Origin of the sequence: Streptomyces sp. NPDC018029 (genome assembly GCF_044327655.1) — a bacterium.
Taxonomy (GTDB): domain Bacteria; phylum Actinomycetota; class Actinomycetes; order Streptomycetales; family Streptomycetaceae; genus Streptomyces.
On the sequence record NZ_JBIRFV010000012.1, the window covers coordinates 104284 to 130333 of the forward strand.

Here is a 26050-nt window from a genome sequence, read left to right on the forward strand (position 1 = left end):
GGGCTGCCAGGATGGCGGGATGATGCGTGGAGGCAGCGTCGCCGTCGTGGGCGGCAGCATCGGTGGGTGCGCCGCGGCGCTGGCCGCGCACCGCGGCGGTGCCGACGAGATCACCGTGTACGAGCGCGCCGCCGGAGATCTGGCGGACCGCGGCGTGGGGCTCGCCGTGCACGACTCCCGTTATGCGGAGCTGGAGTCCGCGGGGTACCTGGACGCGCGCATGCCGTGGGTGCAGCTCGTGCGGCGGCGCTGGTACGTGCGGGACGACGCGGCCGCGTCCCCGCTGGGGCGGGAGATCGCCGTGATGCCGTTCCCCTTCCGGACGTACAACTGGGGGCCTCTCTGGCGTGAGTTGCGGAGTCGTATCCCCCGGGGTGTGGACTTCCGCGTGGGTGCGACGGTCCGTGCGGTGTGTCCCGGCGACGACGGGCGCGTGGAAGTGACCACCGACGTGGGCGGCGCGGAGCGGCACGACCTCGTCATCGGCGCCGACGGTTACCGCTCCACGGTCCGCGCCGCCCGCTTCGGCGACGTACGTCCCGCGTACGCGGGGTATCTCGCCTGGCGCGGCGCCTTCCCCGAGGCACGGCTGAGCGATCCGCGGCTGTGGGCCGACGACGACTGCGTGTACGCCGTCTTCCCCGGCGGCCACGTGATCATCTACCGCATCCCCGACGGCGCGGGCGGCCACCGCGTCAACTGGGTCCTGTACACCGCCCCACCGCCCGGGCTCGACCTCGGGCTCGGTCTCGACCTGCGGCTCACCGGCCCCACGAGCCTGCCGCCCGGCGGCCTCACGGAGGCGCTCGCCGCCCACCTCGGGTACGTGGCGGACGAGCTCCTGCCGCCCTACTGGGGCGCGCTGCTGCGGGAGACGGCGCCCGACGAGCTCTTCCTCCAGCCCATGTACGACTTCACCGCGCCGCGCTGCACGGCGGACCGCGTCCTGCTGGTCGGCGACGCGGCGGCGGTGGCCCGGCCGCACACCGGCGCGGGCGCGGTCAAGGCGCTGCAGGACGCGACGGTCCTTGAGGCCGCCCTCACGTCGGCGGACACCTGGGCGGACGCCCTCGCCGCGTACGACGCGGACCGCACCGTCTCCGGCCGTTCGATGGTCGACCTCGGGCGGCGGCTCGGCGGGGCGCTCGTCCAGGCGACACCAAACTGGCGGGCCATGGACCAGACGGCGATGGAGGCCTGGTGGAAGCAGGCGGACGGGACCGGGGCGTTCGGGGGCCGGGAGCTCGGGCGCTGACCTGCACAGCGTCCCGTTCCGACGCCGTTTTGGGGATGCGAGCCGAAGATCAATAGTATCCGGCGATGATCACAAGACAACGGCCGGCGGCCTGGGTCATAGCCCTGCTCGCCGCCCTGACCGCCGGGCTCGTCACGGCAGGCCCCGCCGCCGCCGATGACGACGACGAACCGGCACAGCCCGCCCCCAAGGTCGAGCTGGTCCTCGACGTCAGCGGCTCCATGCGAGCCCGCGACATCGACGGCAAGTCCCGGATGGCCGCCGCGAAGCAGGCGTTCAACGAGGTCCTGGACGCGACCCCGGACGAGGTCGCGCTCGGCATCCGCACCCTCGGCGCCAACTACCGCGGCGACGACCGGAAGACGGGCTGCAAGGACACCGAGCTGCTCTACCCCGTGGAGCAGCTCGACAAGGCGGGCCGCACCGACGCGAAGACCGCCGTGGCCACGCTCGCGCCGACCGGCTGGACCCCGATAGGACCGACGCTGCTCAAGGCCGCCGACGACCTGACGAAGGACGACGACGCCGAGCGCAGCCGCCGCATCGTGCTGATCTCCGACGGCGAGGACACCTGCCAGCCGCTCGACCCGTGCGTGGTCGCCCGGGAGATCTCCGCCAAGGGCATCCACCTCACCATCGACACGCTCGGCCTCGTTCCGGACGCCAAGACCCGCGACCAGCTGAGCTGCATCGCGGAGGCCACCGGCGGCACGTACACGTCGATCCGGCACACCGACGAACTCGCGGGCCGGGTCAAGCAGTTGGTGGACCGGGCGGCCGATCCGGTCGTCACGCCCGTGGCGGTGAAGGGTGCCGAGCAGTGCACCGAGGCGCCCGAGCTGAAGTCGGGCCTGTACACCGACCGTGAGAAGTTCGGCGAGCACCGCTGGTACCGCGTGGAGGTCCCGGCGGGCAAGGAACTGCGCGCCTCCGTGAGCGTGGCCGCAGACCGAGCCGTCAACAAGGACTACGGCGTGCTGCTGCGCGCCGAGACACCGCGGGGCCGCGAGATCGTGCGCGGCCAGGAGTCCGGCGACGGGCGCACCGACGTGATCTCGACGGGCCTGCGCCACCCGAGGCCCGAGGCGGACGACGAGGACGACGAGGGCTCCGCGGAGACCGTCTGTCTGCGCGTCAGCAACTCGTTCTCCGCGCCCGCGTCCGTGAAGACGACCCCCGGGCTCCCCGTCGAGCTCGCCGTGGACCTGGTGGACTCCCCCGACGAGGCGTCGGACGTCGCCTCCTTCGGACTCGGCCACGGCTGGTGGCTGCTCGGTGTGCTCGTCCTCGTCGGCTTCCTGGCCGGTCTGGTCTGGGGCTGGCTCTCGCGCTGGCGCTTCGCGGTCTGGAGGACCAACTGATGCGTACGACACGTGTGGTGCGGCGGTTCGCCGCCGTGGCCGGTGCCGCCCTGCTCGCCCTCACCGGCGCCGCGGGCGTGGCGGCCGCGGACGACGAGAAGGCCGCCGAGGTGACGGAGGCGGGCACGTCCTTCCGTACCGCGACCGCGATCCGGCCCGACCAGCGGGCCACTGCGGAGGCGTCCACGGGTGACTACCTGTACTGGGCGTTCCCCGTGGACACCGGGCAGCGCGCCACCGTGCACGCGACGGTGAAGCTGCCCGAGGCCGCGGCCCGGCACGCCGCGTCCACCTGGCAGGTCGACGTGTACGACGGGCTGCGGCGCCGCCAGGCCTGCCGGCTCGGCACGCCCACGAAGACGGCCGCCCAGGACGCCGCGTCGGTGTCGCTGTCCTGCACGCTGCGTACCGTCAGGTCCTGGTCGGAGGAGTGGGCGAACGATCCGCTGCCGGGCACCTACTACCTGCGGCTCACGGTCACCGACCTCAAGGCGGACGACCTGGGGCTGCCGGTGCGGGCCGAGGCGAAGGTCACCACGACCGACGCGGGCGGCGCGCAGGCGGTGGACGGCGCGCTCGCGGAGCCGCTGGTCCCGGGCGCGGGTGCGGACGGCTCCGACGGGCGGCAGACCGCCGCCGTGGAGCCGGAGGACGGCTGGTCGGGCGGCTGGTGGTCCTCGCGCTGGCTGTGGACGGCGGCCGGCGGCGTCCTCGCGGCGCTCGCGGGCGTCGGCGGTTACGCGCTGACGCGCGGCTCGGGACGGCCCGCCCGGGTGCCGCAAGGCCTGTAGTGCCGTAGGGCATGTCATGCCGTACGGCATGTAGTGCCCCGCTTGCCGGGTCCCGCCGGGCGCGGGGTCCGGGCGGCGTGGCAGGCTCGGTGGTGGCGGTGCCGGACGGCCCGCCATCACCGGGAGAACAGGAACGGCGCGATCATGGGTGATCTGCTCCTCGTCCGGCACGGCGAGACGGAGTGGTCCCTCTCGGGACAGCACACCAGCTGGACGGACATCCCCCTGACGGACAACGGCAGGGAGCAGGCCCGCTCACTGGCCCCCCTCATCAGCAGGTTCCGGATCGGGGCGGCGTTCACCAGCCCGCGGCAGCGCTCGCGGGAGACGGCGGAGCTGGCCGGTTTCGGCTTCGCCCGGGTGGATCCGGACCTGAGCGAGTGGGAGTACGGCGCGTACGAAGGCGTCACGACCGTCGAGATCCACCGCACCCGGCCGGACTGGTATCTCTTCACGGACGGTGTCGCGCCCGGCCCGCCGGAGCATCCCGGCGAGAGCCCGGAGCAGGTGGGCGAGCGGGCCGACCGCATGCTGGCCAAGGTGGACGCGGCCCTCGCCGACAACGAGGGCAGCGTCGTCCTCTTCGCCCACAGCCACTTCCTGCGCGTCCTCACGGCCCGCCGCCTGGGCCTGCCCGCGTCCGGCGGCTCGATGTTCCTGCTCGCCACCGGCACCGTGAGCCGGCTGAGCACGGAGCACCGGCGGCACGTGGTGGCGAGCTGGAACCTCCGCCCCCAACTGCTGAAGTGACCTGCCCCACCGCGTGATCCGCCGTCACGTGATCCCCCGTCGCGGCATTCGACAGACGCGATGATGATCATCAAGACTGCGGTCATGCGATACGGCGTGAATCTCCTCAACTTCGGCTCCGGCACCACCCCCGACTCACTCGTGCGGCAGGCCACCGACGCCCGTGAACTCGGCTTCGAGTTCGCGATGATCTCCGACCACATCGCGGTGACCCCCGATGTCCACGAGGTCTATCCGGCGCCGTTCTACGACCAGTTCGTGCTCGCCGCACATCTCGCGGGGCGCGTGCCGGGGCTGCGGCTCGGCACGACGATCACCGTGATCCCCTACCGGCACCCGCTCCAGACGGCGCGCCTCGCCGCGAACATCGACCGGCTGAACGCCGCCGGATTCATCCTCGGCGCCGGTGTCGGCTGGTCCGCCGCCGAGTACGAGACGCTCGGCGTGCCCTTCCGCGAGCGCGGCGCGATCACCGACGAGTACCTGACCGCGATCCGCGCCGCGTGGCGCGAGGACCCGACGTCCTTCCACGGCACGTACGTGTCGTACGACGGTGTCCGCACCGCGCCCGCCCCCGCGACCAGCCCCTGCCTCCCCGTCTGGGTCGGCGGCAACTCGCCCGCGGCGCAGCGCCGCGCGGCCCGCCTGGGCGAGGGCTGGCACCCGTTCATGCCGACCCTGCCGCTGCTGGCCGAGGCGCTGCCCCGCATCGCGGCGGAGGCGGAGGCCGCGGGCCGCCCCGCGCCGGACCTGGTGCCCCGCCTGCAGATCCGGCTCGGAGAGCGGCAGGACACTCCGGAGCGGCCGCTGGGCCACGGCAGCGCCGACCAGATCCGGGGCGACCTGGAGACGCTGGCGGAGCTTGGCGCGACGGACGTACTCCTGGACACGTATCCCGGCAGCCCGGCGGAGCGGGCGGGCGCGGACGACGACCGGCGCGTCCTCGAACTCCTGATGTCGGTGGCGCGGGGCACCATCAGTACGTGATGTCAGTGGCACAGGGCACCATCGGTATCAGGTGACGGATCAGGTCACGGAACCGGCCGGGAAGGGGTGCGCGGAGTGAAGCCTTTGACAGCCGCTCAGCGACGGATCGTCGAGGCGGCGGACCCCGAGACCGGGCGTCTCTCCGGCAGCGAGGCCCAGTTGACGGCCCTGGTGCGGGCGCGCCTCGCCTTCCGCCATCCCCGGCCGCCGCACGCGTTCTTCCTGACCCCCGCCGGTCATCGCGTACGGGAGGAGGGCACCGCGGCCGCCGCCGCTCCGGAGCCGTCGCCGGCCCCTGAGGCACCCGAGGCATCACAGGGGTTTGCCGCGCGCACCGGCGCGGAGACGGCACCGCACGCCGTCGAGGGCCCGGCCCGCGCGCGGGAGGTGCGCACCGCCTGGGAGGGCCTGGTCGAGCTGCGCCGCATGACGAACGCCGACGGGGCCAGGGACCGCCCCTGCGCGTGGGAGCGCACGCACCTCGTGCGGGCGGCGGCGCTGGCTCTGGAGGCGGCGGGCTGCCGCCCCGCCGCCCCCGGCCGCGAGGGCTACCGGGTCGAGGCGACACCGCAGCCGGAGGCCGTCGCCGTGCGGGAGCCGACGCAGGAGGGGCTGCGGGCGTGCGGGGCGGCCCTGGAGCGGGCCGGGTGGCAGGTCAGCGAGCATGCGGAGCCACGCGCGGGCAGCCGCTCTCGCTATGTCCTCGCATCGCCCCGCAGGAAGTGAGGCACCGGCAGCCGGGCCGGAATCCCTGACAACGCTGGTGCGTTGAGCGCACCGAGACCGAAGACCACCGAAGGGAACGCCGTGTCAGAGCCGTTTTCCGTGAGTGTCGGCGTCCGTGGGTACGAGACGGACACGCAGGGCCACCTCAATCAGGCCGTCTACCTGCAGTACGCCGAGCACGCCCGCTGGTCGCTGCTGCGCGAGGCCGGCATCGCGCAGACCGACCTCTTGGACAAGGGTGTGGGCCCGGTGGTCCTGGAGAGCACCGTCCGCTACCGCAGCGAGCTGCGCGCAGGCGACGAGACGACGGTGACCTGCGTGTTCGTGTGGGGTGAGCGGAAGACCTTCGGCGTCGAGCAGACGATCACGAAGGCGGACGGCACGGTCGCCGCGACGGTCACCTCCGTCGGCGGGCTGCTCGACCTCAAGGAGCGGCGGCTGGTGGCGGATCCGCGCGAGTACTTCAGGGCGCTGGCGACCGATCCGGCGGTGCTCGGACTCTGATCACGCGCGCGGCGGCCACGGCCGGACCCTTGCGCCGACCTTCGCCGCGTGACCTTCGCCGCGTGCGTGACTTTCGCCGCGCGACTCTCACCGTGTGCATGACATCGTTACCCGACCGACCCACGTCGTTCACACAGTCGTACGCACATCCGTGCCACTCTCCCGATGGTTGATCGGTCAACTCGCGTAGACCGTGCGCTCCTTGGACGGGCGCGGGGCGCGCGAGGCCTTCGGGAAAGGACACCCCCCACATGCCCGTGCCGCGCGTACACCGCTGGAAACCCCTGGCCCTGACCGCCGCGGCGCTGCTGGCCGGCCTCACCGTGCCGACCACCGCCACGGCGTCCGGTGCGGCGTCGGGTTCGGCGTCGGGTTCGGCGTCCGCCGCCGTCGGCGCCTACGACGACACGTACTACAAGGACGCGCTCGGCAAGACGGGCCCCGAGCTCAAGTCCGCGCTGCACACGATCATCAGCGACCAGACGAAGCTCTCGTACGACAAGGTCTGGGACGCCCTCAAGACCACGGACCAGGACCCGGCGAACAGCTCGAACGTGATCCTGCTCTACACCGGCACCTCCCGGAGCAAGAGCAGCAGCGGCGGCGACCAGGGCGACTGGAACCGTGAGCACGTGTGGGCCAAGTCCCACGGCGACTTCGGCACGGCGACCGGCCCGGGCACCGACATCCACCACCTGCGCCCCGAGGACGTCACGGTCAACAGCATCCGCGGCAACAAGGACTTCGACAACGGCGGCGGCGCGGTGGCAGGAGCGCCCGGCAACCTCACCGACGGCGACTCCTTCGAGCCCCGCGACGCGGTCAAGGGCGATGTGGCCCGCATGATCCTCTACATGGCGGTCCGCTACGACGGCGAGGACGGCTTCCCCGACCTCGAGCCCAACGACCGGGTGGACAACGGCAGCGCACCCGCCATCGGCCGCCTTTCGGTCCTCAAGCAGTGGAGCGCCGAGGACCCGCCGGACGCGTTCGAGAAGAACCGGAACCAGGTCATATTCGACAAGTTCCAGCACAACCGGAACCCGTTCATCGACCACCCGGAGTGGGTGGAAGAGGTCTGGTGACCGAGGAACGCTCAGTGGGCGGCGAGCGCGCCGAGTTCGGTGAGGTCGTCGGGGTCGAGCCGCAGACCCGCCGCCGCCACGTTCTCCTCCAGGTGGGCCGGTGACGACGTCCCCGGGATCGCCAGCATCGTCGGGGAGACGGCGAGCAGCCACGCCAGGGTGACCTGGGCGGGCGTGGCCCCGTGCCGGTCCGCGACGCGCCGGAGCGCCGAGAGGTCGGGTGCTCCGGCGCCGCCGAACGGGAAGTAGGGGACGTACGCGATGTCCCGCGCCGCACACAGGTCGACCAGCTCGGCGTGCTCGCGTGTCAGCGGGCTGTACCTGTTCTGGACGGCGGTGACGGGCGCGATCTCCTGGGCCTCGGCGAACTGTGCGGGGGTGGCGCTGCTGACGCCGAGGTGGCGGATGAGGCCCTCCTCGCGCAGGGCAGCCAGGGTGGCGAAGCGGTCCTCTCCGGGGCCGTCGGTCCGCAGGAAGCGGAGGTAGACCAGGTCGAGGTGGTCCCGGCCCAGCTCGCGGAGGTTGCGGTGCACGGCCGCGCGCAGCTCCGCCGGGTCGGCGGGGTTCATCCAGCTGCCGTCCGGGAAGCGGCCGGGGCCGACCTTGGTGGCGATGACCAGGTCGTCGGGGTAGGGGTGCAGGGCCTTGCGGATGAGGTCGTTGGCCGCGATGTCCTCGTAGAAGTAGAAGGCCGCCGTGTCGATGTGGTTCACGCCGAGCTCGACCGCGCGGCGCAGCACGGCGATGCTCCGGTCGGGGTCGTGCGCGGGGCCGTCCCAGTGCGCGGAGGGCAGCCGCATCGCGCCGAAGCCCATGCGGTGGACGGGGAGTTCGCCGCCGATGAGGTACTGCCCGGCCGCGGCGGCAGGGGTTTCCGTGGAGTGGTCCGTCGTCGTCATGCGCCAGATCCTCTGCCGCACGCGTGCCGTACGCGAACCGGTGGCCACTTGCTGCCACGTTGACCGTCTGCGCGCCGCGTCGCAGACTGTCGCCACCATGGCGAGCACACCCGGCACATCGAACAGTTGGACCCCACCGGACACCGACCAGATCGTGTCCCTGCGGGGCGAGCGGGAGCTGGTGCGCCGGGCCGGGGACCTGTTCACCGGGGCCCGCGAGGAGTTCCTGTGCGCGGCGGCGGACCTGGTGACCTTCTCGCCGGGGGTGAACGCGGCGTTCGCCGGGGGCAGGCGCCCGCCGCTCGTGCCGGGCGGCCTGACGATGCGGAAGCTGTACACGCCGCGCGCGCTCGCGGACGCCGCGTCGGAGGCGCGGCTCGTCCGGATCGCCGAGTCCGGGGCGGAGGTGCGCATCTCGACAGCGCCGCTCGCCCATGAGGCCATCGTCATCGACCGGCGGGTGGCGATCCTCGCCGGGGCGCCGGTGCGGGGGGTGCGGACGTTCACGGTGATCCGCACGCCCGTCGCCGTCGAGGGGGTCAGGGCGCTGGTGTACGCGGCCTGGGAGACGGCCACCGACCTCGACGAGTATCGCCGGACGCGGCCTCCGGTGCTGGGTGAGGAGGCGCGCCGGGTCCTGCGGGCGCTGGGCGCGGGGCACACCGATGAGGTGACGGCGCGCGAGCTCGGCATGTCGTTGCGTACGTACCGCAGGCGCGTGGCCGAGGTCATGGCGACGCTTGGTGCGACGTCCCGTTTCCAAGCCGGGCTGCGGGCGCGGGAGTTGGATTTCGGCATCTGGGGCGGGGTGGGCGACCGGCCGCGCTCGGGGCGGTCTAGATTGTCGCTTGATCGTTGAACGCTTGATCGTCGGACCGTGCGGTACGACGACGGGTGAAGGTACGTTGACGTGGCCAGGAGGCTCCCGTGTCAGATCACGACCCCCAGCTCGGCTCAGCAGCCGACATACGCGCGCGCATCGACACCAGCACGCCGCATTCGGCGCGTTTCTGGAACTACTTCGTGGGTGGCAAGGACAACTACGAGAAGGACCGGGAGCTCGGGGACCACATCAAGGAGATCTTCCCTGGCCTGGTCGACGTGGCGCGCACGAGCCGCCTCTTCCTGGGCCGCGCGGTGCGCCACCTGGCCGCGGAGCGGGGCGTGCGGCAGTTCCTGGACATCGGCACGGGGCTGCCGACGGCGGACAACACGCACGAGGTCGCGCAGCGGGCCGCCCCCGACGCGCGCATCGTCTACGTCGACAACGACCCGCTGGTCCTCGCCCACGCGCGGGCCCTGCTGACCAGCACGCCCGAGGGCGAGACGGCGTACATCGACGCGAACCTCTACGAGCCCGAGGCGATCCTGGCGGAGGCCGCGAAGACCCTCGACCTCTCGCAGCCGGTCGCCCTGATAATCCTCAACACGCTGGGCCACGTCGCCGACCACGGCCAGGCACGCGACCTGGTCTCCCGCCTCATGTCCGGCCTGCCGTCCGGCAGTTACCTGGTCATCAGCGACTCCACGGCCACCAGCGAGGGCATGATCGCGGCATCGAACGAGTACAACAAGAGCGGCGCGATCCCCTACTACGTACGCGATGTCGAGGAGATCGCCAGCTTCTTCACCGGCCTCGACCTGCTGGAGCCGGGAGTGGCCCAGGTCACGCGGTGGCGCCCGGACACGGAGGACACGACGGAGGTCGACGCGTACGGGGCAGTGGGCCGCAAGCCGTAACGAAACCCCGGGCCGTCGCGCTCCCCCCTCCGACAGGGGCCGAGCGCGACGCCCCTGGCGTTACCGCCGCTACTCCGACAGCGCCAGCTCAAGAGCCACGGTGCCGAAATCCGCCCCGACGTATCCGAGTTCGGCCGGACTATTACCACCAGAGCCCCACACGTACACCGGTGCCTCACCGTCCGGGTTCACACGCCTCGTGTCGAGGACGAAGTACCCGCCCATTCCGTCGGGGCGGAACGCCACCAGGTGCGCAGGCAGGCCTGCGGAGCCCCGGAGGTCCAGGGTCTCCGTCACAGCTCCCAGCAGCTGACCCTCACGGCGGACGATCCCGTAGAACTCGTCGCCGGCCATGTCGCAGTCTCCGAGCTCACGCAAGAAGAGCTTGTACGACTCGGGGAAGGCCACGCCCAGACGGCGTTCCGCCTCCGCGATGTCAACTTCCGAGCAGCCCCCGGCGAACACCGACTCCTCCGGATGGTCCCGCACAAGCCGCACGAACTGCTCCGCTTCCGCGATCCCCATCAAGAACTTCCCTCCCCGGACCAGCCGACGACCCATTGCCCCTCGTGGAAAAAGTCCTCCAGTGATGCGCGGTCCTCGACCCAGTAGTCGCCGCAGCCGTGCACGAAGTCCCCGTCGTGGGCGAGCAGGATCAGGTAGCTGGGCGGGGAGTCGGGCAGTTCCTGGATCTTCACGTACTTTCCCGCGTCGTCTCCTGAACTGATCCGTCCAGCCTTCTCGAACTCGATCACCGGAGGTCGTGAAGACACTGGTGCCCCCTCAGGGTCCCGGGTCACACGGAACCCTCCGTGTGCCGCAGCCAGCGTTCCAGGGCCTCCCGCGTCTCCTGCGGCACCTCGGGCGACGCGGCCATGCGGGCGCCGAGCTCCCGCATCGACGGGAGGCGGTGTGGGTCCTTCAGGAGGACGCAGTCCGTCCACTCCTCTCCCTCCACCCCTCGCACGACCACGGTGCCGTCGAGGGAGAGCATCGCGAAATCGATGTGACCCGCCCCGCGCCCCGTCACCCGCGCCTCGGCGCCGGCGCCCGCGATGTCGGAGGGCCCGGTCAGGGCCACCCGGGCCCACCTCAAGGGCTCAGGGGGAACCGCTTCCCTGTCGCCGACGGCGATGAGGAACTCTGGGTCGTCCATCGGGAAGAGCCCTTGGTCCGCACTGAGCAAGTACCACCCGTGATCCACCTTTTCCGGCAGGTCGGGTTCGTCGGATGCCACGCTCACGGCCCATTCCTCGCCGCCGGTCTCCACGGAATGCGCAAGGAATGCGAGGCACGGAGGCATCAGCGGGGCGGACACGTCCACCAACCCCAGATAACGCAGACCAGCTTTGGTCAGAGAATCCGTCACGGGACCGCAAAGCCCAGCGCGCAACCGTAGCTGAACTCCGCCTCCAAGAGGTCTGTGAAGATGCCTATGGGGTCCTGCCAGCGGCCCTCCGCCCAGTCCGCGTTGATGTTCACCGCGAGCATGTGTGTGCCGTCGCGGGTGCCGTAGACGTACGTCCAGGAGCCGAAGAGGGCGCCGCCCATGCCCCAGACCGCTGTGCCTGAGGGGAGGAGGATTCGGGAGACGCCGCAGCCGTAGGTGGAGCGGGGTAACCAGTTCTGGGTCTGGGTCATGGTGAGGAGTTCGCGTTGTTGGTCCGGGCGGAGGAGTTGGCCGCCCAGTAGGGCCCCGAAGAAGCGGGTGAGGTCGCTCACCGTGGAGATCATGCCGCCCGCCGCCCAGTAGGGGGTCGTGTCCAGTTCCGTGGCGTCGTGGACCGGGGCCTCCGGGTCGGGGGAGAAGAGTTTCGTGTAGTGGCGGGCGTGGGGGTCGGGGAGTGTCCGGTCCGTGGAGAGCGGCAGGGATGTGGCCGTCAGGCGGAGCGGGCGTGCGATGCGGTCGGCTATCTCGGCGGTGAGCGTGCGGCCTGTCGCCCGCTCGACGATCATTCCGGCGAGGATGTAGTTGGTGTTGGAGTAGGACCAGCCTGTCCCCGCCGCGGGGAAGTTTGCCGGGTGTGACATGGCGATCGCGACCAACTCCGCCGGCGCGTAGCTCTCCTGGCTGCTCAGGGCCTGCTGATCTTGCGTGTAGTTGAAGACTCCGCTCGTGTGGTCGAGGAGGTGCCTGACAGTGATCGTCGTGCCGTCGTGGCCGTTGCCCTTGACCACGCCCGGCAGCCACCTGTCCACCGTGTCCGTCAGGGACAGGCGGCCCTCCGCGGCCAGTTGCAGGACCACCGTGGCGGTAAAGGTCTTCGTGATGCTGCCGATCCGGAACCGGTCCTCGGGCCCGCGCACCCGGCCCGTCCGCGTGTCGGCGACGCCCGCCGTGCCCGTCCAGTGGCCGCCACCGTCGCGGGCCTGGGCGAGGATGCCCGGCACGCCCCCTTCCCGCACGGCTTCGTCGAGCACACACTGGGCGGCGCCGTGGTCCCGGCGCCCGTGCGTGACGCGCGCCGTTGGAGCGGCGTCTTTCATGTGTTGTTCCCTCCTGCTTCCCTCGGGTTACCCCTGGTATCTCTTTCGCGGTACCTGAAAGCTACGTTGCGCATATGCCGAAGTGAGCAGTTCAGGCAAGGGAACTCCCGGAAAAGCGCTGGTTTTTCGCGTCTTGTAGCGTCATCGGTGACAGCTAACGCAACGCACGCGCACGGGCGTGCACACCCGGTGGGGGCGACATGGGCGGCGGCAGACTGACCGCTGAGGAGCGGAAGGACATCGAGGCGGGGCTCGCCGAGGGCCTGACGTACGCCGCGATCGCCCGGCGCCTCGGGCGGCCGACCTCGACCGTCAGCAGGGAGGTCGCCCGCAACAACGGACCCGGCGGCTACCGCGCGGAGCACGCCGACCGCGCCGAGGCCTGGCGGCGCCGCAACCGCCCGCCCCGGCCGCGCCGCCCCACGTCGCCACCGGCCACCAGCTCCCGCGTCGACGCCAAAACGGACGCCGATACGGACGCGGCAGGCGCCCTCCCGCACGGGGGCGAGCCCGACGCCGTCCTCGCCTACCTGGACCGGTTCACAGCCATGCTGATCAGCACCGGCCTCCCCCGCACCGCCGCCAAAGTGCTCGCCTGCCTGGTCACCACGCCCTCCGGCACCCAGACCGCCGCGGAACTCGCCGAGCGCCTGGGGATCAGCCCGGCCTCCGTGTCCAAAGCCGTGGGCTACCTCGCCGGGCTCGACATCCTCACGCGCGAGCACGAGCCCGGCCGGCGCCGCGAGCGTTACGTCATCGACGACGGCGTCTGGCTCCGTGCCTGGCTGACCAGCGCGGAGCAGAACGCGGTGTGGGCCGAGACCGCCCAGGAGGGCGCCGAGTTGTTCGGGCCCTGGACCCCGACGGGCGCACGGCTCGAAGTCATGCACAGGTTCTTCGCGCAGGCCCACCAGGACATGACCGGGCCGTCGGCCACCGCGTTCCTCGACGACGCGCTCACCGTGCTCGCCGCCCTGCTCCACGCGGCCCGGCCCCTCACCACCGACGAGCTTGCCGCCGCACTCGGCTGGCCGCAGGAGCGTACGGCGACGGCCGTGAACGCCGTGGACAGCGCCGAGCAACAGCGGGGCACCTCATGCCCGTTGATACTCCGGCGCACCCCCTCCGGCGCGTACCGGGTCGTGTCCCACCCGGACCGGCTCACCCCCGCCCAGCGCGCGGCACTGCGCCGATAGCGCACGTCACCCGATCCCCCGCTCCTCGTCGTACGCCGCCCTCGACTCCGCGATGGTGACGCGGTGGCGTTCCGCCCAGCCGGTCAGCGACAGGAGGGTGTCGTGCAATTCGCGTGCCACCGACGTGAGTTCGTACTCCACCTTCGGTGGAACCGTCGGATGCACCGTCCGCTTCAGCAGCCCGTCGCGCTCCAGGTTGCGCAGGGTCAGCGTCAGCATGCGGCGGCTGATGCCCTCGATGGCGCGCTCCAGTTCGGTGAAGCGGATCGGGCCGCGCGCCGCCGCGATGATGATCGGGACGCTCCATTTGCCGACGACCCTGTCAATAACCTCGCGGACCGGGCACGCTTCCGCGTTCACCACCTGCGAGGTAACACCGGTGTTCCCCTGGGACATCAAAGTGCCTCCTTCTCCCCACCCTCGTGGCCGTCCACGATGAGCCCCGTTACAAGTCGTGCACCTTTGCAGCTCAGAGGCGCCCAGTACGGAGGTTGTCACCATGTCCCAAGCCGTGTCCGAGGTCAATGTCCCCGCATCGTCCGCGCCCCCGTCGACGCCCCCGTCGGCGCCCCCGTCGGCGTCCCGGTGGGCGTCGCTCGCCGTCCTCTCCTCCGGGCTCCTGATGACCATCATCGACGGCAACATCGTGACTGTCGCGATGCCCGCCATCCAGAGCGATCTCGGCTTCTCCGCCGCCGGGCTCGCCTGGGTGGTCAACGCCTATCTCATCGCCTTCGGCGGGCTCCTGCTCCTCGTCGGGCGGCTCGGCGATCTCGTCGGGCGCAAGCGGATGTTCGTGTCCGGGCTCGCGCTCTTCACCGCCGCCTCGGTCCTGTGCGGCGTCGCCACCGACCAGGGCGTGCTCGTCGCGGCCCGCGCCCTCCAGGGCGTCGGCGGCGCGATGACCTCCGCCGTCGTCCTCGGCATGCTCGTCGCCCTCTTCCCCGAGCCGCGCGAACAGGCCAAGGCCATCGCGGTGTTCAGCGCGGTCGGGGCGGCGGGCGGGGCGCTCGGCACGTTCCTCGGCGGGGCCCTCACCGAAGCCCTGAACTGGCACTGGATCTTCCTGATCAACCTGCCGATCGGCGTCGTCGCCCTCGTCGCGGCGGTCCGCGTGCTCGCCCCGGACCAGAAGAGCGACCGCGGCACGGGGCTCGGCGGCGGCGCCGACTACCCCGGCGCCGCCCTCATCACCGGCGCCCTCATGCTCACCGTCTACACCATCGTCACCACCGCCGAGCACAGCACCTCCGCGACCCTCTCGCTCGCCGCCGGTTCCCTCCTCCTGTACGTCACCTTCGCGCTCCGCCAGGCTCGTGCCGCCCGCCCCCTGCTGCGGCTGCGCCTCTTCCGCTCGCACCTCCTGACCGGCGCCAACGCCGTGCAGATGCTGATGATCGCCGGCATGTACGGCTTCCAGTACATCGGCGCGCTCTACCTCCAAAACGTCCTCGGCTACGGCGAGTTGCTGACCGGCGTCGCCTTCCTGCCCGCGCCCGTCACCATCGGCGTCCTGATGCTGGGCCTCTCCGCGAAGGTCATCGGCCGCTTCGGCGCCCACCGCACGCTCCTCGCGGGCCTCGCCCTGATCACGGCGGGCCTCGCGCTCCTCGGCCGGCTGCCCTCGGACGGTTCGTACGCCCTCGACGTCCTGCCCGGCATGCTGCTGCTCGGTGCCGGTTTCGCCGCCGCGATGCCCGCGGTGACAGGCCTCGCGATGGGCGGCGTGGCCGAGGAGGACGCGGGCCTTGCCTCCGGGCTCTTCAACACCACACAGGTGGTGGGCGGTTCGCTCGGCCTCGCGGTCCTGACGACGCTGGCGGCGGGCCGCGCGGATTCCCTCACCGAAGGCGGCACGTCCGCCCTCGCCGCCGCGGCCGACGGCTATCGGCTCGCCTTCTGGGTCGCCTCGGGCATCGCGGCGGCGGGCCTCGTCCTGGCCGCGACCGTACTGCGGCCCGCCCCCGGGAAGTCGGGCAGGGCCAGCTGAGCCCACACCGTCTTGCCGACCGCCCGGCCCGTCACGCCCCACTCCGCGGCCAGCGCCGCCACGATCACGAGCCCCCGGCCCGACTCCTCGTCGACCGCCGGGGGTTCCGTCGTCTCCGGCGGCACACGCTCGGTGCGCGTGTCGGACACCTCGATACGCAACGTGTCCGTGTGCAGCGTCACGGCGACCTCGAAGTCCCGGCCCTCCACGCGCCCGTGGGTCACGGCGTTCGCCACGAGCTCGGCGACGATCGCCTCTGCGGCGTCCGAGAGTTCGGAGTCGTACGCGATGCCCCAGCCGTCCAGGTGGTACCTGGCCAACCTCCTTGCCAGGCGGGCACCCCGGGGCGTGGCACTGAGGCGCTGCACGAAGGTGTGGAGGACGGCGGTGACGCTGACGGCGGGCTGGGTTCGGCTCGGCATGCGCCCACCGTGGCCCGGCGCGAGGGCGCGCCACCAGCCACGAAACTCGTACGGTGCGTAACTGTACGAGTACGAACAGTGGACAGTACGGGTAACCCAACGTGACCATGGGTGCGTTCAGCGGGGACCGGTAAACGAGCGTCAGGGGATGCCCGTGATGTCGTCAAGTACGCAGGGCAGTAATGAGCCCGAACCGACCGATGGGCTCAGGGCCTTCGGCGCGGTCCTGAAGAGCTTCCGCAAACGCGCCGGGTACACACAGGAGTCCCTGGCCCGGGAAATCGGCTACTCGGTCCACTTCCTGGCCTCCATCGAGCAGGGCAGACGCTTTCCGCCGTCCCGGTTCATCGACCAGTGCGAGGCGACGCTGGACGCGTTCGGGACACTGCGGCTTGCCGCGAATCAGCTGTCGCGGCAACGGGGGCTGGCGTCTTGGTTCCGTAAGTGGGCCCAGCTGGAGCAGGAGGCGCTCAACCTCTACACGTACGAATGCCGCTTGATCCCGGGGCTCTTGCAGACTCAGTCGTACGCTGGGGCCCTCTTCGTCGACCAACTCCCACCGTTGGACGACGAACAGGTGGAGAATCAGCTGGCGGCACGGATCGAGCGGCAAAGGCTCCTCACGGAGCGCCCGAACACCGGATACAGCTTCATCCTCGAAGAGCACTTGTTCCTGCGCTGCGTGGGCGGGGTAGAGGTCAGCCAGGAACTCATCCAGCACGTTCTCGACCTCGCCGAGCGCCGGAACATCGAGATCCAGATCATGCCGCTGACGAGTGGAAGCCATGCAGGGCTGGCAGGTCCTGTGCAGTTGCTGGAAACCCCGGACAACCGATGGTTCGCTTACAACGAGGGGCAGCGGTACGGTCAGTTCATCTCTGACCCGAAAGAGATCAGCGTGCTCCAAACGCGATATGCCAGGATGCGCTCACAGGCTCTGCCCCTTGCAGAGTCGGCGAGCCTGCTGCAGCGGATGCGAGGAGCATGATGATTGCGACCGAACTGGTCTGGTTCAAGAGCAGCTACAGCAGCAGCGGCGATGGCGACTGCATAGAAGTCGCCCCCTGCCCCACCACCATCCACGTCCGCGACTCCAAGCGCCCCGAGGGCCCGCGACTCGCCCTGGAACCGGGCGCTTGGGCGCAGTTCGTGACGTACGTCAGTCGTCCAGACTCTCCATGACCTTGCCGAGGTCGACGAACTTGAAGTTCGTGGCGGGGCGGTCACCGTCGCCAGGGGCGTCGTGGCCGTCCTGGACGACCAGGAGGCCGTTCGGGTACTTCGGGCCGAGCGGCTCGTTCAGCGCGGCCGCGCCGTCGCACTCCTCGGAGCCGTCGAGCGTGCCGCCCGCCGGGGTGACCCGGAAGCCGCCCTCGTACTCGTTGTTGTCGCTCAGCTCGCGGTCGTACGCGGCGAATGTGTTGTCGCCCTGGCTGGAGGCGAGGAGGTAGCCGTCGCCGTCGGTCTCCTTGACGAGGGTGAGGCCCTCGACGTCGGCCGAGATCCGCTTGCCGCCGTAGCCGGGGTCGGCGCCCGCGGTGCACTCCTCGGTCTCCTCGTCGTAGACGCCGGGGACGCCGTACTCGCGGACCTTGTCGACCAGCTTGGGCGTGCCCGTCAGGTCGGCGCGCATCCGCCAGATGCCGACGTCCTCCTGGCCGGCGTACAGCGTGCCGTTGGCCGGGTCGACGACCATGCCCTCGACCTGCGGGAGTTCACCGGGCTCGCCGCACGGCGCCCACGAGGTGCCGTTCGGCAGCCGGAACGAGGTCGGCAGGTCCAGCGTGCGGACCTTGCGGTACGAGACCTTGCCGCCCTGGCCGGGGGTGAGTTCGAGGAGGGCGACGCTGGTGCGCTCCCGCCGGCTGACCAGGGCGTACGAGCGGCCGGTGGTCCTGTCCTGCCAGGTCGCGAGGCCGTATGCGGTGCTCTGCTCGTTGATCTCGTCCTGGTCGGCGGAGAACACGGGCGGGGCGGCGGGGTCCGTGACATCGGTGAGCGGGCCGCCGGGGCGGTCGCGGTCAATGCGGTAGAAGCGCAGCCGGTCGTGGCCACGGTCGCTGGTGACGGCGAGGTCGGCGGAGCCGGTGGAAAGCTTCAGGCCGTGCACGAGGTCGACGTTGTTGAAGCGGCCCGGCGCGTCGTCAGGTCCCGCGGGTGGCGGGGCGGCGATGGACTGGAGGGGGTGCGCGTCGAGGTCGTAGGCGCGCAGCCCGCCCTCCTTGGCGGTGGCTATCACGAGGCTGCGTGCCGGGTTCGCGGCGTCGCGCCAGATCGCCGGGTCGTCGGCGTCGGCGTTGCCGCCCGCGTCGTCGTCGTGGAGGACGGGGGTCTCGGCGCGGGGCGTGACGGCGGGCAGCGGGTCGGCGGCGGTGGCGGTGGTCGCCGCCGTGGCCGCCAGGACGGTCGCCAGGGCGAGAGCGGCCGAGCCGATCGTCCGGCGTGTTCGGCGCGTTCGACGGGTCGGACAGTGTCTGGTCACGCGATGTCTCCTCGTTCCGGGAACGGACGGATCTTGCGTGAGACTGGGGCTTCTCCGTGTCGCTCCGGCATACGCCGGGCGTCCGGTAACACCCCGCCAGAATGTACACAGCGTGAACCGTGATGGGGACCCGCCAACTCTGGGGCCCCATCATCAACCCTGGGGCGGCTCAGCCGCGTTGGGACTCCACCAGCTCCTGCGCCTCCTCGTCCGTCGCCACCGACGGCGGCGAACCCTCCAGCGGCTTGCGGGCCGTCTCCTTCATCGCGGCCACCGCGACGATGCCGACGAGTCCGGCGAGCATCGTGTAGAACGCGGGCATCAGGTCGTTGCCGGTGGCGCCGATCAGGGCCGCGACGACCAGCGGGGTCGTACCGCCGAAGAGCGAGACCGAGATGTTGAAGCCGATGGACAGGGAGCCGTAGCGGACGTCCGTCGGGAAGAGGGCCGGGAGCGACGACGACATGACGCCGAGGTAGCAGACCAGGGCGAGGCCGAGGATCAGCAGGCCCGTGAAGACCGCCGGCGTGCCGCCCTGCTTGATGAGGAGGAACGCGGGCAGGGCGAGGACGAAGAAGCCGACCGAGCCCGTCATCAGGACCGGCTTGCGGCCGATGCGGTCGGAGAGCCGGCCCACGGAGTTGATGAGGGCCATCAGGATCAGCATCACCACGACGATGGACAGCAGGCCGCCGGTCTCGCCGAAGCCGAGCTGGGTGAGATAGGTCGGCATGTACGACAGCAGCATGTAGTCGGTGACGTTGAACGCCGCGACCAGCGCGATGCAGAGCAGCATCGCGCGCCACTGGCCGAAGAAGGACTCCCTGAAGGACTTCTTCTGGCGTTCGGCCGCGGGCCCTTCGCCCTCCTCCATCTTCTGGAAGGCGGGCGACTCGTCGAGCTTCATCCGCAGGTAGAGGCCGATCAGGCCGAGCGGCGCCGCCACCATGAACGGGACGCGCCAGCCCCACGACTGCATCGCGTCGTCGCTGAGCACCACGGTCAGCGTGGTGACGAGCACCGCGGCGACCGTGTAGCCGATGAGGGTGCCGAACTCAAGGAAGGAGCCCCAGAAACCGCGGCGCTTGTCGGGCGCGTACTCGGCGATGAAGGTCGCGGCACCCCCGTACTCGCCGCCCGTGGAGAAGCCCTGCACCATGCGGCAGAGGACGAGGAGGACCGGCGCCCAGACGCCGATCGAGGCGTAGCTCGGGATCAGGCCGATCGCCAGCGTCGCCGTCGACATCATGATCATGGTGAGCGCGAGGATCTTCTTGCGGCCGACCCTGTCGCCGAGCGGGCCGAAGAACATGCCGCCGATGGGGCGCACAAGGAAGGCGGCGGCGAAGGTCGCCAGGGAGGAGAGGGTCTGCGCGGTGTCGTTCCCGGAGGGGAAGAACTCCTTGCCGATGATGACGGCGAGATAGGCGTAGACGCCGAAGTCGTACCACTCCATGGCGTTGCCCAGCGCGGTCGCCTTCACCGCGCGCTTGACCTGGGCCTCCTCGGTGACGGTGATGTCCGACCGGCGCAGGCGGGGGTGCTTGCGGCGGTGGATCGCCCGGAAGAGCGCGCGGTGCCGCGCCACCGCCTCGGGGGCGGGCGGTGCCGGTGTTTCGGGGGCTTCGGGCGCGCTCACGGGGTTGTCACTCTCTCTGTCTGCACTCTCGGCACGGGGATCGGTCGTCGATCAACATTGCCAAGCCGTGAGGGCGCGAGTGCCCGCCGATGGTCCTCGCGCCGGGGGCCCCACGTCCCGCCGAGAAGGGACTTCGGTCCCGTTTGAGCGAGACGGACGCCGAACCCACGTCCTTCCGGGTGAGCCCGTGCGCTTCGAGCCGCCGGTCGACGAACGGGACCACGACGCCGGAGATCATGGCAGGGACCTTCGGGGACCTTCGGGGACAGGGACACACGGCGGGGGCATTCAGGTGCCGCCGCTCCCGTTGAGCCCAGGGCTGCCGGGGAAAGAGACCCCTCGGCGCCGCGCCCCATCGCACCGTCCCGCACTGCGCACCCACCCCTGCCCGACCGCCCGACCGACCGACGGAGTCCGAATGCCGCTGCCCCTCCACCGCCGCACCTTCCTCGCCGGTCTCGCCGGCACGGCCGGTGTCGCCGCCGTCGCCTGTTCCGGCTCGCCCGCGGGCGGCGCCACCCCCACCGACGACGCGCGTGGCGCGCGCCGGACCGCCGCCGCCGAGGCCGCCCGGCGCCTGCTCCCCCGCCACTCGGACCAACTCACCTTCAGGACCGTGCCGAGGAAGGCGGGCGCCGAGGACTCCTTCCAGGTGACCGGGCGCCACGGCCGCATCACCGTCACCGGCACCAGCCCCGCCACCCAACTCGCCGGTCTGCGGCATTACTTGAAGCACGTCACGCACGCCAACATCACCTGGGCGGGCAGCCGCACCGATCACCTGCCGAAGCAGCTTCCCGCACCCGCCGCGCCCCTCAAGCGCGCGGCCAACATCCCGCACCGCTTCGTCCTGAACGACACCAACGACGGCTACACGGGCGCGTACCACGACTGGGCGTACTGGGAGCGCGAGATCGACGTGCTCGCGCTGCACGGATACAACGAAGTCCTCGTGTACGCGGGTGCGGGCGCCGTCTACCACCGCGCCTTCCAGGAGTTCGGGTACTCGGACGTCGAGCTGCGTGCCTGGGTGCCGGCCCCCGCCCACCAGCCGTGGTGGCTCCTGCAGAACATGTCGTCGTTCCCGCACCCGGTCTCCCGGCAGCTGCTCGACGCCCGCGCCCGCCTGGGCCGCCGCATCTGCGACCGCCTCAGGGACCTGGGCATGACGCCCGTCCTGCCGGGCTACTTCGGGACCGTGCCGCCCGGCTTCGAGAAGAAGAACCCGGGTGCGAGAACCGTCCCGCAGGGCGACTGGGTGGGCTTCGCTCGACCGGACTGGCTGGATCCGCGCACCGGCCACTTCGCGCGCGTCGCCGCCGCGTTCTACCGCGCGCAGGACGAGCTGTTCGGCCCGTCGACGATGTACAAGATGGACCTGCTCCACGAGGGCGGAAAGTCCGGCGACGTACCCGTCGGCGAGGCCGCCAGGGGTGTCGAGAAGGCCCTGCGGACCGCACACTCCGGCGCCACCTGGGTGATCCTCGGCTGGCAGCACAATCCTCCGAAGGCCATCACCGACGCTGTCGACAAACAGCGGATGCTCGTCGTCGACGGCCTCTCCGACCGCTTCCCGAACATCACCGACCGCGAGGCCGACTGGGGCGCCACGCCCTACACCTTCGGCTCCATCTGGAACTTCGGCGGCCACACGACACTCGGCGCCAACACCCCCGACTGGGCCGAGCTGTACGAGGAGTGGCGCACCCGGGAGGGCAGCACCCTGCGCGGCATCTCGCTCATGCCGGAGGCCGCCGACAACAACCCCGCCGCTTTCGAGCTCTTCTCCGAACTGGCGTGGCGCGAGGGAGATCTGGACCTGAAATCGTGGTTCGCCGAGTGGTCCACCGTCCGGTACGGAGGCGCCGACCGGCACGCCGAAGCCGCCTGGGACGTGCTGCGCCGCACCGCCTACGGCACGACCCGCGCCGACCGGTGGGCCGAGGGCGCCGACGGCCTCTTCGGGGCGCGGCCCGACCTCGCGGCGAAGTCGGCGGCGGCCTGGTCGCCCAAGGCGATGCGTTACGCGCCGGAGGACTTCGAGCCCGCCCTCGGCGAACTCCTGCGGGTGCGGGCCGGGTTGCGGCGGTCCTCCGCGTACCGGTACGACCTCCTCGACGTCGCCCGGCAGGCCCTCTCCAACCGCAGCCGCGTCCTGCTGCCGCGCATCAAGAAGGCGTACGACGCCGGGGACACCGGCCTCTTCGACCGGCTGACCCGCGAGTGGCTCGGGCACATGGACCTGCTCGACCGGCTCCTCGCCACCGACTCCCGGCATCTGCTGGGCCGTTGGGTCGCGGATGCCCGCGCGTGGGGCGCCGACACGGCGGAACGGGACCGGCTCGCGTACGACCAGCTCTCCCTGCTGACGGTGTGGGGCACCCGCTCCGGCGCCGACGCCGGGCTGCGCGACTACGCCAACCGCGAGTGGGCGGGGCTCGTCGGGGGGCTGTACCGGTTGCGCTGGGAGCGGTACTTCACGGAGCTGCGCTCCGCGCTCTCCGAGAACCGTGTCCCCGAGAAGATCGACTGGTTCGCGGTCGAGGAGGCGTGGATTCGCGAACCCGGGCCGCTGCGGGTTCGTCCCACGGGGGACGTGTATGAGATCGCCGCACAGGTGCGGGCCCGGCTGGGGGCGCCCTAGGGGCCCCCGGGGGGGTGCTGTGTTTCGCGGCACTGCGGGTGTGATGTGGCTGGTCGCGCAGTTCCCCGCGCCCCTGACGGGGCGCTCACGCAGGCTTCCCCAGGGGCGCGGGGAACTGCGCGCTCAGCCACATCACACCCGCAGCCCAAGACTCAAGCGCGGGGACACTCCTTCCACGCCATGTGGTACACCGTGCTGATGTCCCCGTCCGTGGAGTCCATCGTCATGAAGCTGGACTTCGCGGGATCGGACGTCCCCGCGTCCACACGCAACTCCGTGTTGATGTTGAAGTTCCGCCGCTGACCGCACGGCGCCCAGACGAGCTGCGCCCAGTCCGTCGTGTCCGTGGCCTGCCAGTTGTCGTGGTAGGCGCCCTTGAACTCATGGCTGATGGACGCCGTCTGGGGCGAGCCTTGGAAGTAGTACGAGGCCTTCTCCGTGCCCTTGGCGCCCGGCTGGAGGGAGGCATAGCCGCGATAGTCCGCACTGGCGATCGCGTACGTGAAGCCCTGCGGGACGTGCACGACGAGGTTGAGCTGGCAGTTCTTGCGGAACGCGGTGGGGTCCGCGCCGCCGCCCACCCGGGCGAGGTAGTCGCTGTAGGTCACGGTGAAGGCCGTGTTGTCCTCGGAGACCGCGACGGCCGCGGTGCCGAGGGGACAGCCCGAGCCGTTCACCGTGGCGACCTCGATCACGATCTTGTCGGGCGGCGGGTCCTGGATCGCGGTCGTGTCCTGCGCGGGGAGCGTCGAACCGAACAACGCCACGAGGGCGCCGCCCAGCAGCAGTGCACCGGCCATGATTCTCCGTTCCATTGCCGAGGAGGGGGGTTGGAGAAGTGCCTGGAGCGGATTGCGTGAGCGAGGGGAGCGTACGGACGGGTGGGTTCCGCGGACAGAGCGATGTCCGGCCATTCGGCGGTCGCCCACTCCCCCGCGTTTGACGGGTATACGTCATGGCGAATCTCTGGTAGGAAACCTTCCTAACAGTACGCGGAACGAAGCAGTCCCCCGATCCGTACGGTGAACTCCCTTATCTGGAGGCCCTCATGGAGACCCCCCACATACGTCCCCTCACCTCCCGCCGCACGCTGCTCGCCTTCGTCGGCGCCGCGGCCGTGGCGGGTCCGCTCCTCGCCTCCCAGTCGGCGGGCGCGGCCCCGGGCTCGCTCCTGGTCGCGGCCGGCGGGCTGGACGACCCGGCGAAGAAGGAGATCGCGATGCAGATCGTCTGCAGCGCGGAGAACTCCTCGCTGGAGTGGAAGAAGCAGTACCGCTACATCGAGGACATCGACGACGGCCGCGGCTACACGGCGGGCATCATCGGCTTCTGCTCCGGCACCGGCGACATGCTCGACCTCGTCGAGCTCTACACCCAGCGCAAGCCGGGCAACGTCCTCGCCAAGTACCTGCCCGCGCTGCGCAGGGTCGACGGCACCGACTCGCACGAGGGCCTCGACCCGAACTTCACCCGCGACTGGGAGCGGGCCGCCGACACGGACGCGGCCTTCCGCAAGGCACAGGACGACGAGCGCGACCGCGTCTACTTCAACCCGGCGGTCAAGCAGGGCAAGGCGGACGGCGTCGGCGTCCTCGGCCAGTTCTGTTACTACGACGCGATCGTCATGCACGGCGACGGCAGCGACTCCACCAGCTTCCGCAACATCCGCAAGCGCGCGCTGCGTTCGGCCAAGCCGCCGGCCCAGGGCGGCGACGAGGTGACGTATCTGAACGCGTTCCTCGACGCGCGGGTCTGGGCGATGAAGCAGGAGGAGGCCCACGAGGACACCAGCCGGGTCGACACCGCGCAGCGGGTCTTCCTGAAGAAGCGGAACCTCAACCTGGACCCGCCGCTGGACTGGAAGGTCTATGGGGACCCGTACCACATCGGCTGACCCGTAACAGGTCAGCAGTCCCGTGCCTGAGCGGTGGCAGTCGGCCCTCCCCGGCTGCCACCTCCTCACGCGCACCTCTTGCCTCCACCAGGCCGACGTGGGTACGGTCCCGGCCAACTCCCCGTCTACGCGCGTCATCCTGCACCGAGGTGAAAGATCCCCATGTTCCTCCGTACGACCGTGCTCGCCACCGCGGCCACCACCGCCGTCGCCGCGCTCACCGCACTCGCCCCCGCGGCCGCGACCCCGGTGCCCTCGGCGCCCTCGGCCCCCGGCGGCTGGCAGCGAGCCGGTGACAGCATCACCTCGGGCATCAGCGGCCTCGCCCTCAGCGGCCGGGCGGACGGCCCGACGCACTCGCTCGTCGTCCGCGACAACAAGAAGCCCGGCCAGAACCGCGTCGCCGCCCTCACCTACCGCCCCGGCCGCTCCGCCGCCGTCGAGCCCCTCACCTGGACCGGCACCGCCGAGCCCATAGACCTGGAGGCGATCGAGGCGGTGCCCGGCACCTCCGACGAGTACGTGGCCCTGGCCAGCCGCGGCCTCGTCTACCACCTGAAGGTGACGGGAGGCGAAGCCGCGGTCCTGGACACCTCTCCCCTCCCCGCCATAGCCGACGGCGACGACTACGAGAGCTTCGCGCTGACCTCGCGGCACGGGAAGCTGGCGGCGATCTGGGCCGACCGGGGCGCCGGCAAGGGCCGCCCCGCGACGCTGCACGCGGCGCCCTTCTCCTTCAACCAGTACGGCGAGTCCGACTTCGGCCCGGTCACGACGGCCCGCCTCCGCGCGCCCTACCCGACCGGCAACGTCCGCCACGCATCGGACATCTCCGTGACCGCGGCGGGCCGCCTCCGGATCAGCTCGGCCTCCGACGCGGGCGACGGCGGCCCCTTCGACTCGGCCGTCATGGACGCGGGCACACTCTCGGTGGACCGGTCCGGCAAGGTGCGTCTCACCGTCGCCAAAAACCCTGACGTGCTGCGGAAGTTCAAGGGCCACAAGATCGAGGCGATCGAATGCGTGCCGGGTTCCCGGGACGCGGTGCTCGGCACGGACGACGAGAACGCGGGCGGGTACGTCGACTCCGCCGCGCTGTGCGGGAAGTAGCCGCGAGGACCGGTATCGGGGCGGCGTGAGCAAGTCCTCATGGACCTCGCAGGCTGCCCCCGAGGCTGCCCTCCGGTTCCTGGCCCGG

27 protein-coding genes are annotated in these 26050 nt (G+C 71.2%); 17 read left to right on the plus strand and 10 right to left on the minus strand.

Annotated elements, in window-relative coordinates:
• Nucleotides 1-22 precede the first annotated feature (22 nt).
• The 8 genes from ACH4D5_RS32080 (at nucleotide 23) to ACH4D5_RS32115 (ending at nucleotide 7459) form a co-directional block, all read left to right on the plus strand.
• Nucleotides 23-1255: an FAD-dependent monooxygenase gene (locus ACH4D5_RS32080; RefSeq protein ID WP_398309697.1), complete on the plus strand. Its 1233-nt coding sequence runs from the start codon at nucleotides 23-25 to the stop codon at nucleotides 1253-1255.
• A gap of 65 nt (nucleotides 1256-1320) precedes the next feature.
• Nucleotides 1321-2616 carry a VWA domain-containing protein gene (locus ACH4D5_RS32085; protein ID WP_398309293.1) on the plus strand — a complete coding sequence of 432 codons (1296 nt, stop codon included), beginning with the start codon at nucleotides 1321-1323 and terminating at the stop codon, nucleotides 2614-2616.
• Nucleotides 2616-3407: a hypothetical protein gene (locus ACH4D5_RS32090; RefSeq protein WP_398309296.1), complete on the plus strand. Its 792-nt coding sequence runs from the start codon at nucleotides 2616-2618 to the stop codon at nucleotides 3405-3407. The genes ACH4D5_RS32085 and ACH4D5_RS32090 overlap by 1 nt, the downstream gene beginning before the upstream one ends.
• A 144-nt stretch (nucleotides 3408-3551) precedes the next feature.
• Nucleotides 3552-4157: a histidine phosphatase family protein gene (locus ACH4D5_RS32095; protein WP_398309299.1), complete on the plus strand. Its 606-nt coding sequence runs from the start codon at nucleotides 3552-3554 to the stop codon at nucleotides 4155-4157.
• 84 nt (nucleotides 4158-4241) lie between these two features.
• On the plus strand, nucleotides 4242-5144 hold the full coding sequence (locus tag ACH4D5_RS32100) for a TIGR03619 family F420-dependent LLM class oxidoreductase (protein WP_398309302.1): 903 nt from the start codon (nucleotides 4242-4244) through the stop codon (nucleotides 5142-5144).
• 75 nt (nucleotides 5145-5219) lie between these two features.
• On the plus strand, nucleotides 5220-5870 hold the full coding sequence (locus ACH4D5_RS32105) for a hypothetical protein (RefSeq protein ID WP_398309305.1): 651 nt from the start codon (nucleotides 5220-5222) through the stop codon (nucleotides 5868-5870).
• An 81-nt stretch (nucleotides 5871-5951) separates the two neighbouring features.
• Entirely contained in the window at nucleotides 5952-6374 is a 423-nt protein-coding gene (locus ACH4D5_RS32110; protein WP_398309308.1) for an acyl-CoA thioesterase, read from the plus strand.
• A gap of 251 nt (nucleotides 6375-6625) precedes the next feature.
• On the plus strand, nucleotides 6626-7459 hold the full coding sequence (locus tag ACH4D5_RS32115) for an endonuclease I family protein (RefSeq protein WP_398309311.1): 834 nt from the start codon (nucleotides 6626-6628) through the stop codon (nucleotides 7457-7459).
• 11 nt (nucleotides 7460-7470) lie between these two features.
• On the opposite strand, the gene ACH4D5_RS32120 is transcribed toward ACH4D5_RS32115, so the two are convergent.
• Nucleotides 7471-8358: an aldo/keto reductase gene (locus ACH4D5_RS32120; RefSeq protein ID WP_398309314.1), complete on the minus strand. Its 888-nt coding sequence runs from the start codon at nucleotides 8356-8358 to the stop codon at nucleotides 7471-7473.
• Between the two features lie 97 nt (nucleotides 8359-8455).
• Here ACH4D5_RS32120 and ACH4D5_RS32125 point away from each other — a divergent pair, with 97 nt between their 5' ends.
• Nucleotides 8456-9217, plus strand: a complete 762-nt coding sequence (locus tag ACH4D5_RS32125; RefSeq protein ID WP_398309317.1) for a DNA-binding response regulator — start codon at nucleotides 8456-8458, stop codon at nucleotides 9215-9217.
• Nucleotides 9218-9285: 68 nt separating this feature from the next.
• Nucleotides 9286-10098 (plus strand): SAM-dependent methyltransferase, encoded by an 813-nt coding sequence (locus tag ACH4D5_RS32130; protein ID WP_398309320.1) that lies wholly within the window; start codon nucleotides 9286-9288, stop codon nucleotides 10096-10098.
• Between the two features lie 69 nt (nucleotides 10099-10167).
• Here the strand turns inward: ACH4D5_RS32130 and ACH4D5_RS32135 are convergent, their stop codons facing one another.
• From ACH4D5_RS32135 to ACH4D5_RS32150, 4 genes are all read right to left on the minus strand, one after another.
• On the minus strand, nucleotides 10168-10623 hold the full coding sequence (locus ACH4D5_RS32135; protein ID WP_398309323.1) for an SMI1/KNR4 family protein: 456 nt from the start codon (nucleotides 10621-10623) through the stop codon (nucleotides 10168-10170).
• Nucleotides 10623-10871, minus strand: a complete 249-nt coding sequence (locus tag ACH4D5_RS32140; RefSeq protein ID WP_398309326.1) for a hypothetical protein — start codon at nucleotides 10869-10871, stop codon at nucleotides 10623-10625. Before ACH4D5_RS32140 ends, ACH4D5_RS32135 begins: the two co-directional genes overlap by 1 nt.
• A 23-nt stretch (nucleotides 10872-10894) precedes the next feature.
• Nucleotides 10895-11341 carry a hypothetical protein gene (locus ACH4D5_RS32145; RefSeq protein WP_398309329.1) on the minus strand — a complete coding sequence of 149 codons (447 nt, stop codon included), beginning with the start codon at nucleotides 11339-11341 and terminating at the stop codon, nucleotides 10895-10897.
• Nucleotides 11342-11463: 122 nt separating this feature from the next.
• Nucleotides 11464-12585, minus strand: coding sequence for a serine hydrolase domain-containing protein (locus tag ACH4D5_RS32150; RefSeq protein WP_398309332.1), 1122 nt, complete (start codon nucleotides 12583-12585; stop codon nucleotides 11464-11466).
• 200 nt (nucleotides 12586-12785) lie between these two features.
• On the opposite strand from ACH4D5_RS32150, the gene ACH4D5_RS32155 reads away from it, so the two are divergent.
• On the plus strand, nucleotides 12786-13781 hold the full coding sequence (locus tag ACH4D5_RS32155) for a MarR family transcriptional regulator (RefSeq protein WP_398309335.1): 996 nt from the start codon (nucleotides 12786-12788) through the stop codon (nucleotides 13779-13781).
• 6 nt (nucleotides 13782-13787) lie between these two features.
• Here the strand turns inward: ACH4D5_RS32155 and ACH4D5_RS32160 are convergent, their stop codons facing one another.
• The gene (locus ACH4D5_RS32160; RefSeq protein ID WP_398309338.1) at nucleotides 13788-14177 is read right to left on the minus strand and encodes a winged helix-turn-helix transcriptional regulator; all 390 of its coding nucleotides are present in this window, start codon (nucleotides 14175-14177) and stop codon (nucleotides 13788-13790) included.
• Nucleotides 14178-14280: 103 nt separating this feature from the next.
• Between ACH4D5_RS32160 and ACH4D5_RS32165 the strand changes: the two genes are divergently transcribed.
• On the plus strand, nucleotides 14281-15771 hold the full coding sequence (locus ACH4D5_RS32165) for an MFS transporter (RefSeq protein WP_398309341.1): 1491 nt from the start codon (nucleotides 14281-14283) through the stop codon (nucleotides 15769-15771).
• Here ACH4D5_RS32165 and ACH4D5_RS32170 read toward each other — a convergent pair.
• On the minus strand, nucleotides 15666-16193 hold the full coding sequence (locus ACH4D5_RS32170) for an ATP-binding protein (protein WP_398309344.1): 528 nt from the start codon (nucleotides 16191-16193) through the stop codon (nucleotides 15666-15668). The two genes, ACH4D5_RS32165 and ACH4D5_RS32170, sit on opposite strands and share 106 nt — an antisense overlap.
• 148 nt (nucleotides 16194-16341) lie before the next feature.
• On the opposite strand from ACH4D5_RS32170, the gene ACH4D5_RS32175 reads away from it, so the two are divergent.
• Together ACH4D5_RS32175 and ACH4D5_RS32180 are read left to right on the plus strand one after the other, a co-directional pair.
• Nucleotides 16342-17181 carry a Scr1 family TA system antitoxin-like transcriptional regulator gene (locus tag ACH4D5_RS32175; RefSeq protein ID WP_398309347.1) on the plus strand — a complete coding sequence of 280 codons (840 nt, stop codon included), beginning with the start codon at nucleotides 16342-16344 and terminating at the stop codon, nucleotides 17179-17181.
• Complete coding sequence (locus tag ACH4D5_RS32180) at nucleotides 17178-17375, plus strand: DUF397 domain-containing protein (RefSeq protein WP_398309350.1); 198 nt, start codon at nucleotides 17178-17180, stop codon at nucleotides 17373-17375. Before ACH4D5_RS32175 ends, ACH4D5_RS32180 begins: the two co-directional genes overlap by 4 nt.
• Here the strand turns inward: ACH4D5_RS32180 and ACH4D5_RS32185 are convergent.
• Together ACH4D5_RS32185 and proP are read right to left on the minus strand one after the other, a co-directional pair.
• Nucleotides 17353-18675, minus strand: coding sequence for a phytase (locus ACH4D5_RS32185; protein ID WP_398309353.1), 1323 nt, complete (start codon nucleotides 18673-18675; stop codon nucleotides 17353-17355). The two genes, ACH4D5_RS32180 and ACH4D5_RS32185, sit on opposite strands and share 23 nt — an antisense overlap.
• Before the next feature lie 169 nt (nucleotides 18676-18844).
• Nucleotides 18845-20314 (minus strand): glycine betaine/L-proline transporter ProP, encoded by a 1470-nt coding sequence (gene proP, locus ACH4D5_RS32190; RefSeq protein WP_398309356.1) that lies wholly within the window; start codon nucleotides 20312-20314, stop codon nucleotides 18845-18847.
• A 424-nt stretch (nucleotides 20315-20738) separates the two neighbouring features.
• Here proP and ACH4D5_RS32195 point away from each other — a divergent pair, with 424 nt between their 5' ends.
• Nucleotides 20739-22958, plus strand: coding sequence for an alpha-N-acetylglucosaminidase (locus tag ACH4D5_RS32195; RefSeq protein WP_398309700.1), 2220 nt, complete (start codon nucleotides 20739-20741; stop codon nucleotides 22956-22958).
• A gap of 152 nt (nucleotides 22959-23110) precedes the next feature.
• Here the strand turns inward: ACH4D5_RS32195 and ACH4D5_RS32200 are convergent, their stop codons facing one another.
• Nucleotides 23111-23758, minus strand: a complete 648-nt coding sequence (locus tag ACH4D5_RS32200) for a DUF4360 domain-containing protein (RefSeq protein WP_398309359.1) — start codon at nucleotides 23756-23758, stop codon at nucleotides 23111-23113.
• A gap of 248 nt (nucleotides 23759-24006) precedes the next feature.
• On the opposite strand from ACH4D5_RS32200, the gene ACH4D5_RS32205 reads away from it, so the two are divergent.
• Together ACH4D5_RS32205 and ACH4D5_RS32210 are read left to right on the plus strand one after the other, a co-directional pair.
• Nucleotides 24007-24852, plus strand: coding sequence for a chitosanase (locus ACH4D5_RS32205; RefSeq protein WP_398309362.1), 846 nt, complete (start codon nucleotides 24007-24009; stop codon nucleotides 24850-24852).
• A 162-nt stretch (nucleotides 24853-25014) separates the two neighbouring features.
• On the plus strand, nucleotides 25015-25962 hold the full coding sequence (locus ACH4D5_RS32210; RefSeq protein ID WP_398309365.1) for a hypothetical protein: 948 nt from the start codon (nucleotides 25015-25017) through the stop codon (nucleotides 25960-25962).
• Nucleotides 25963-26050: the final 88 nt, after the last annotated feature.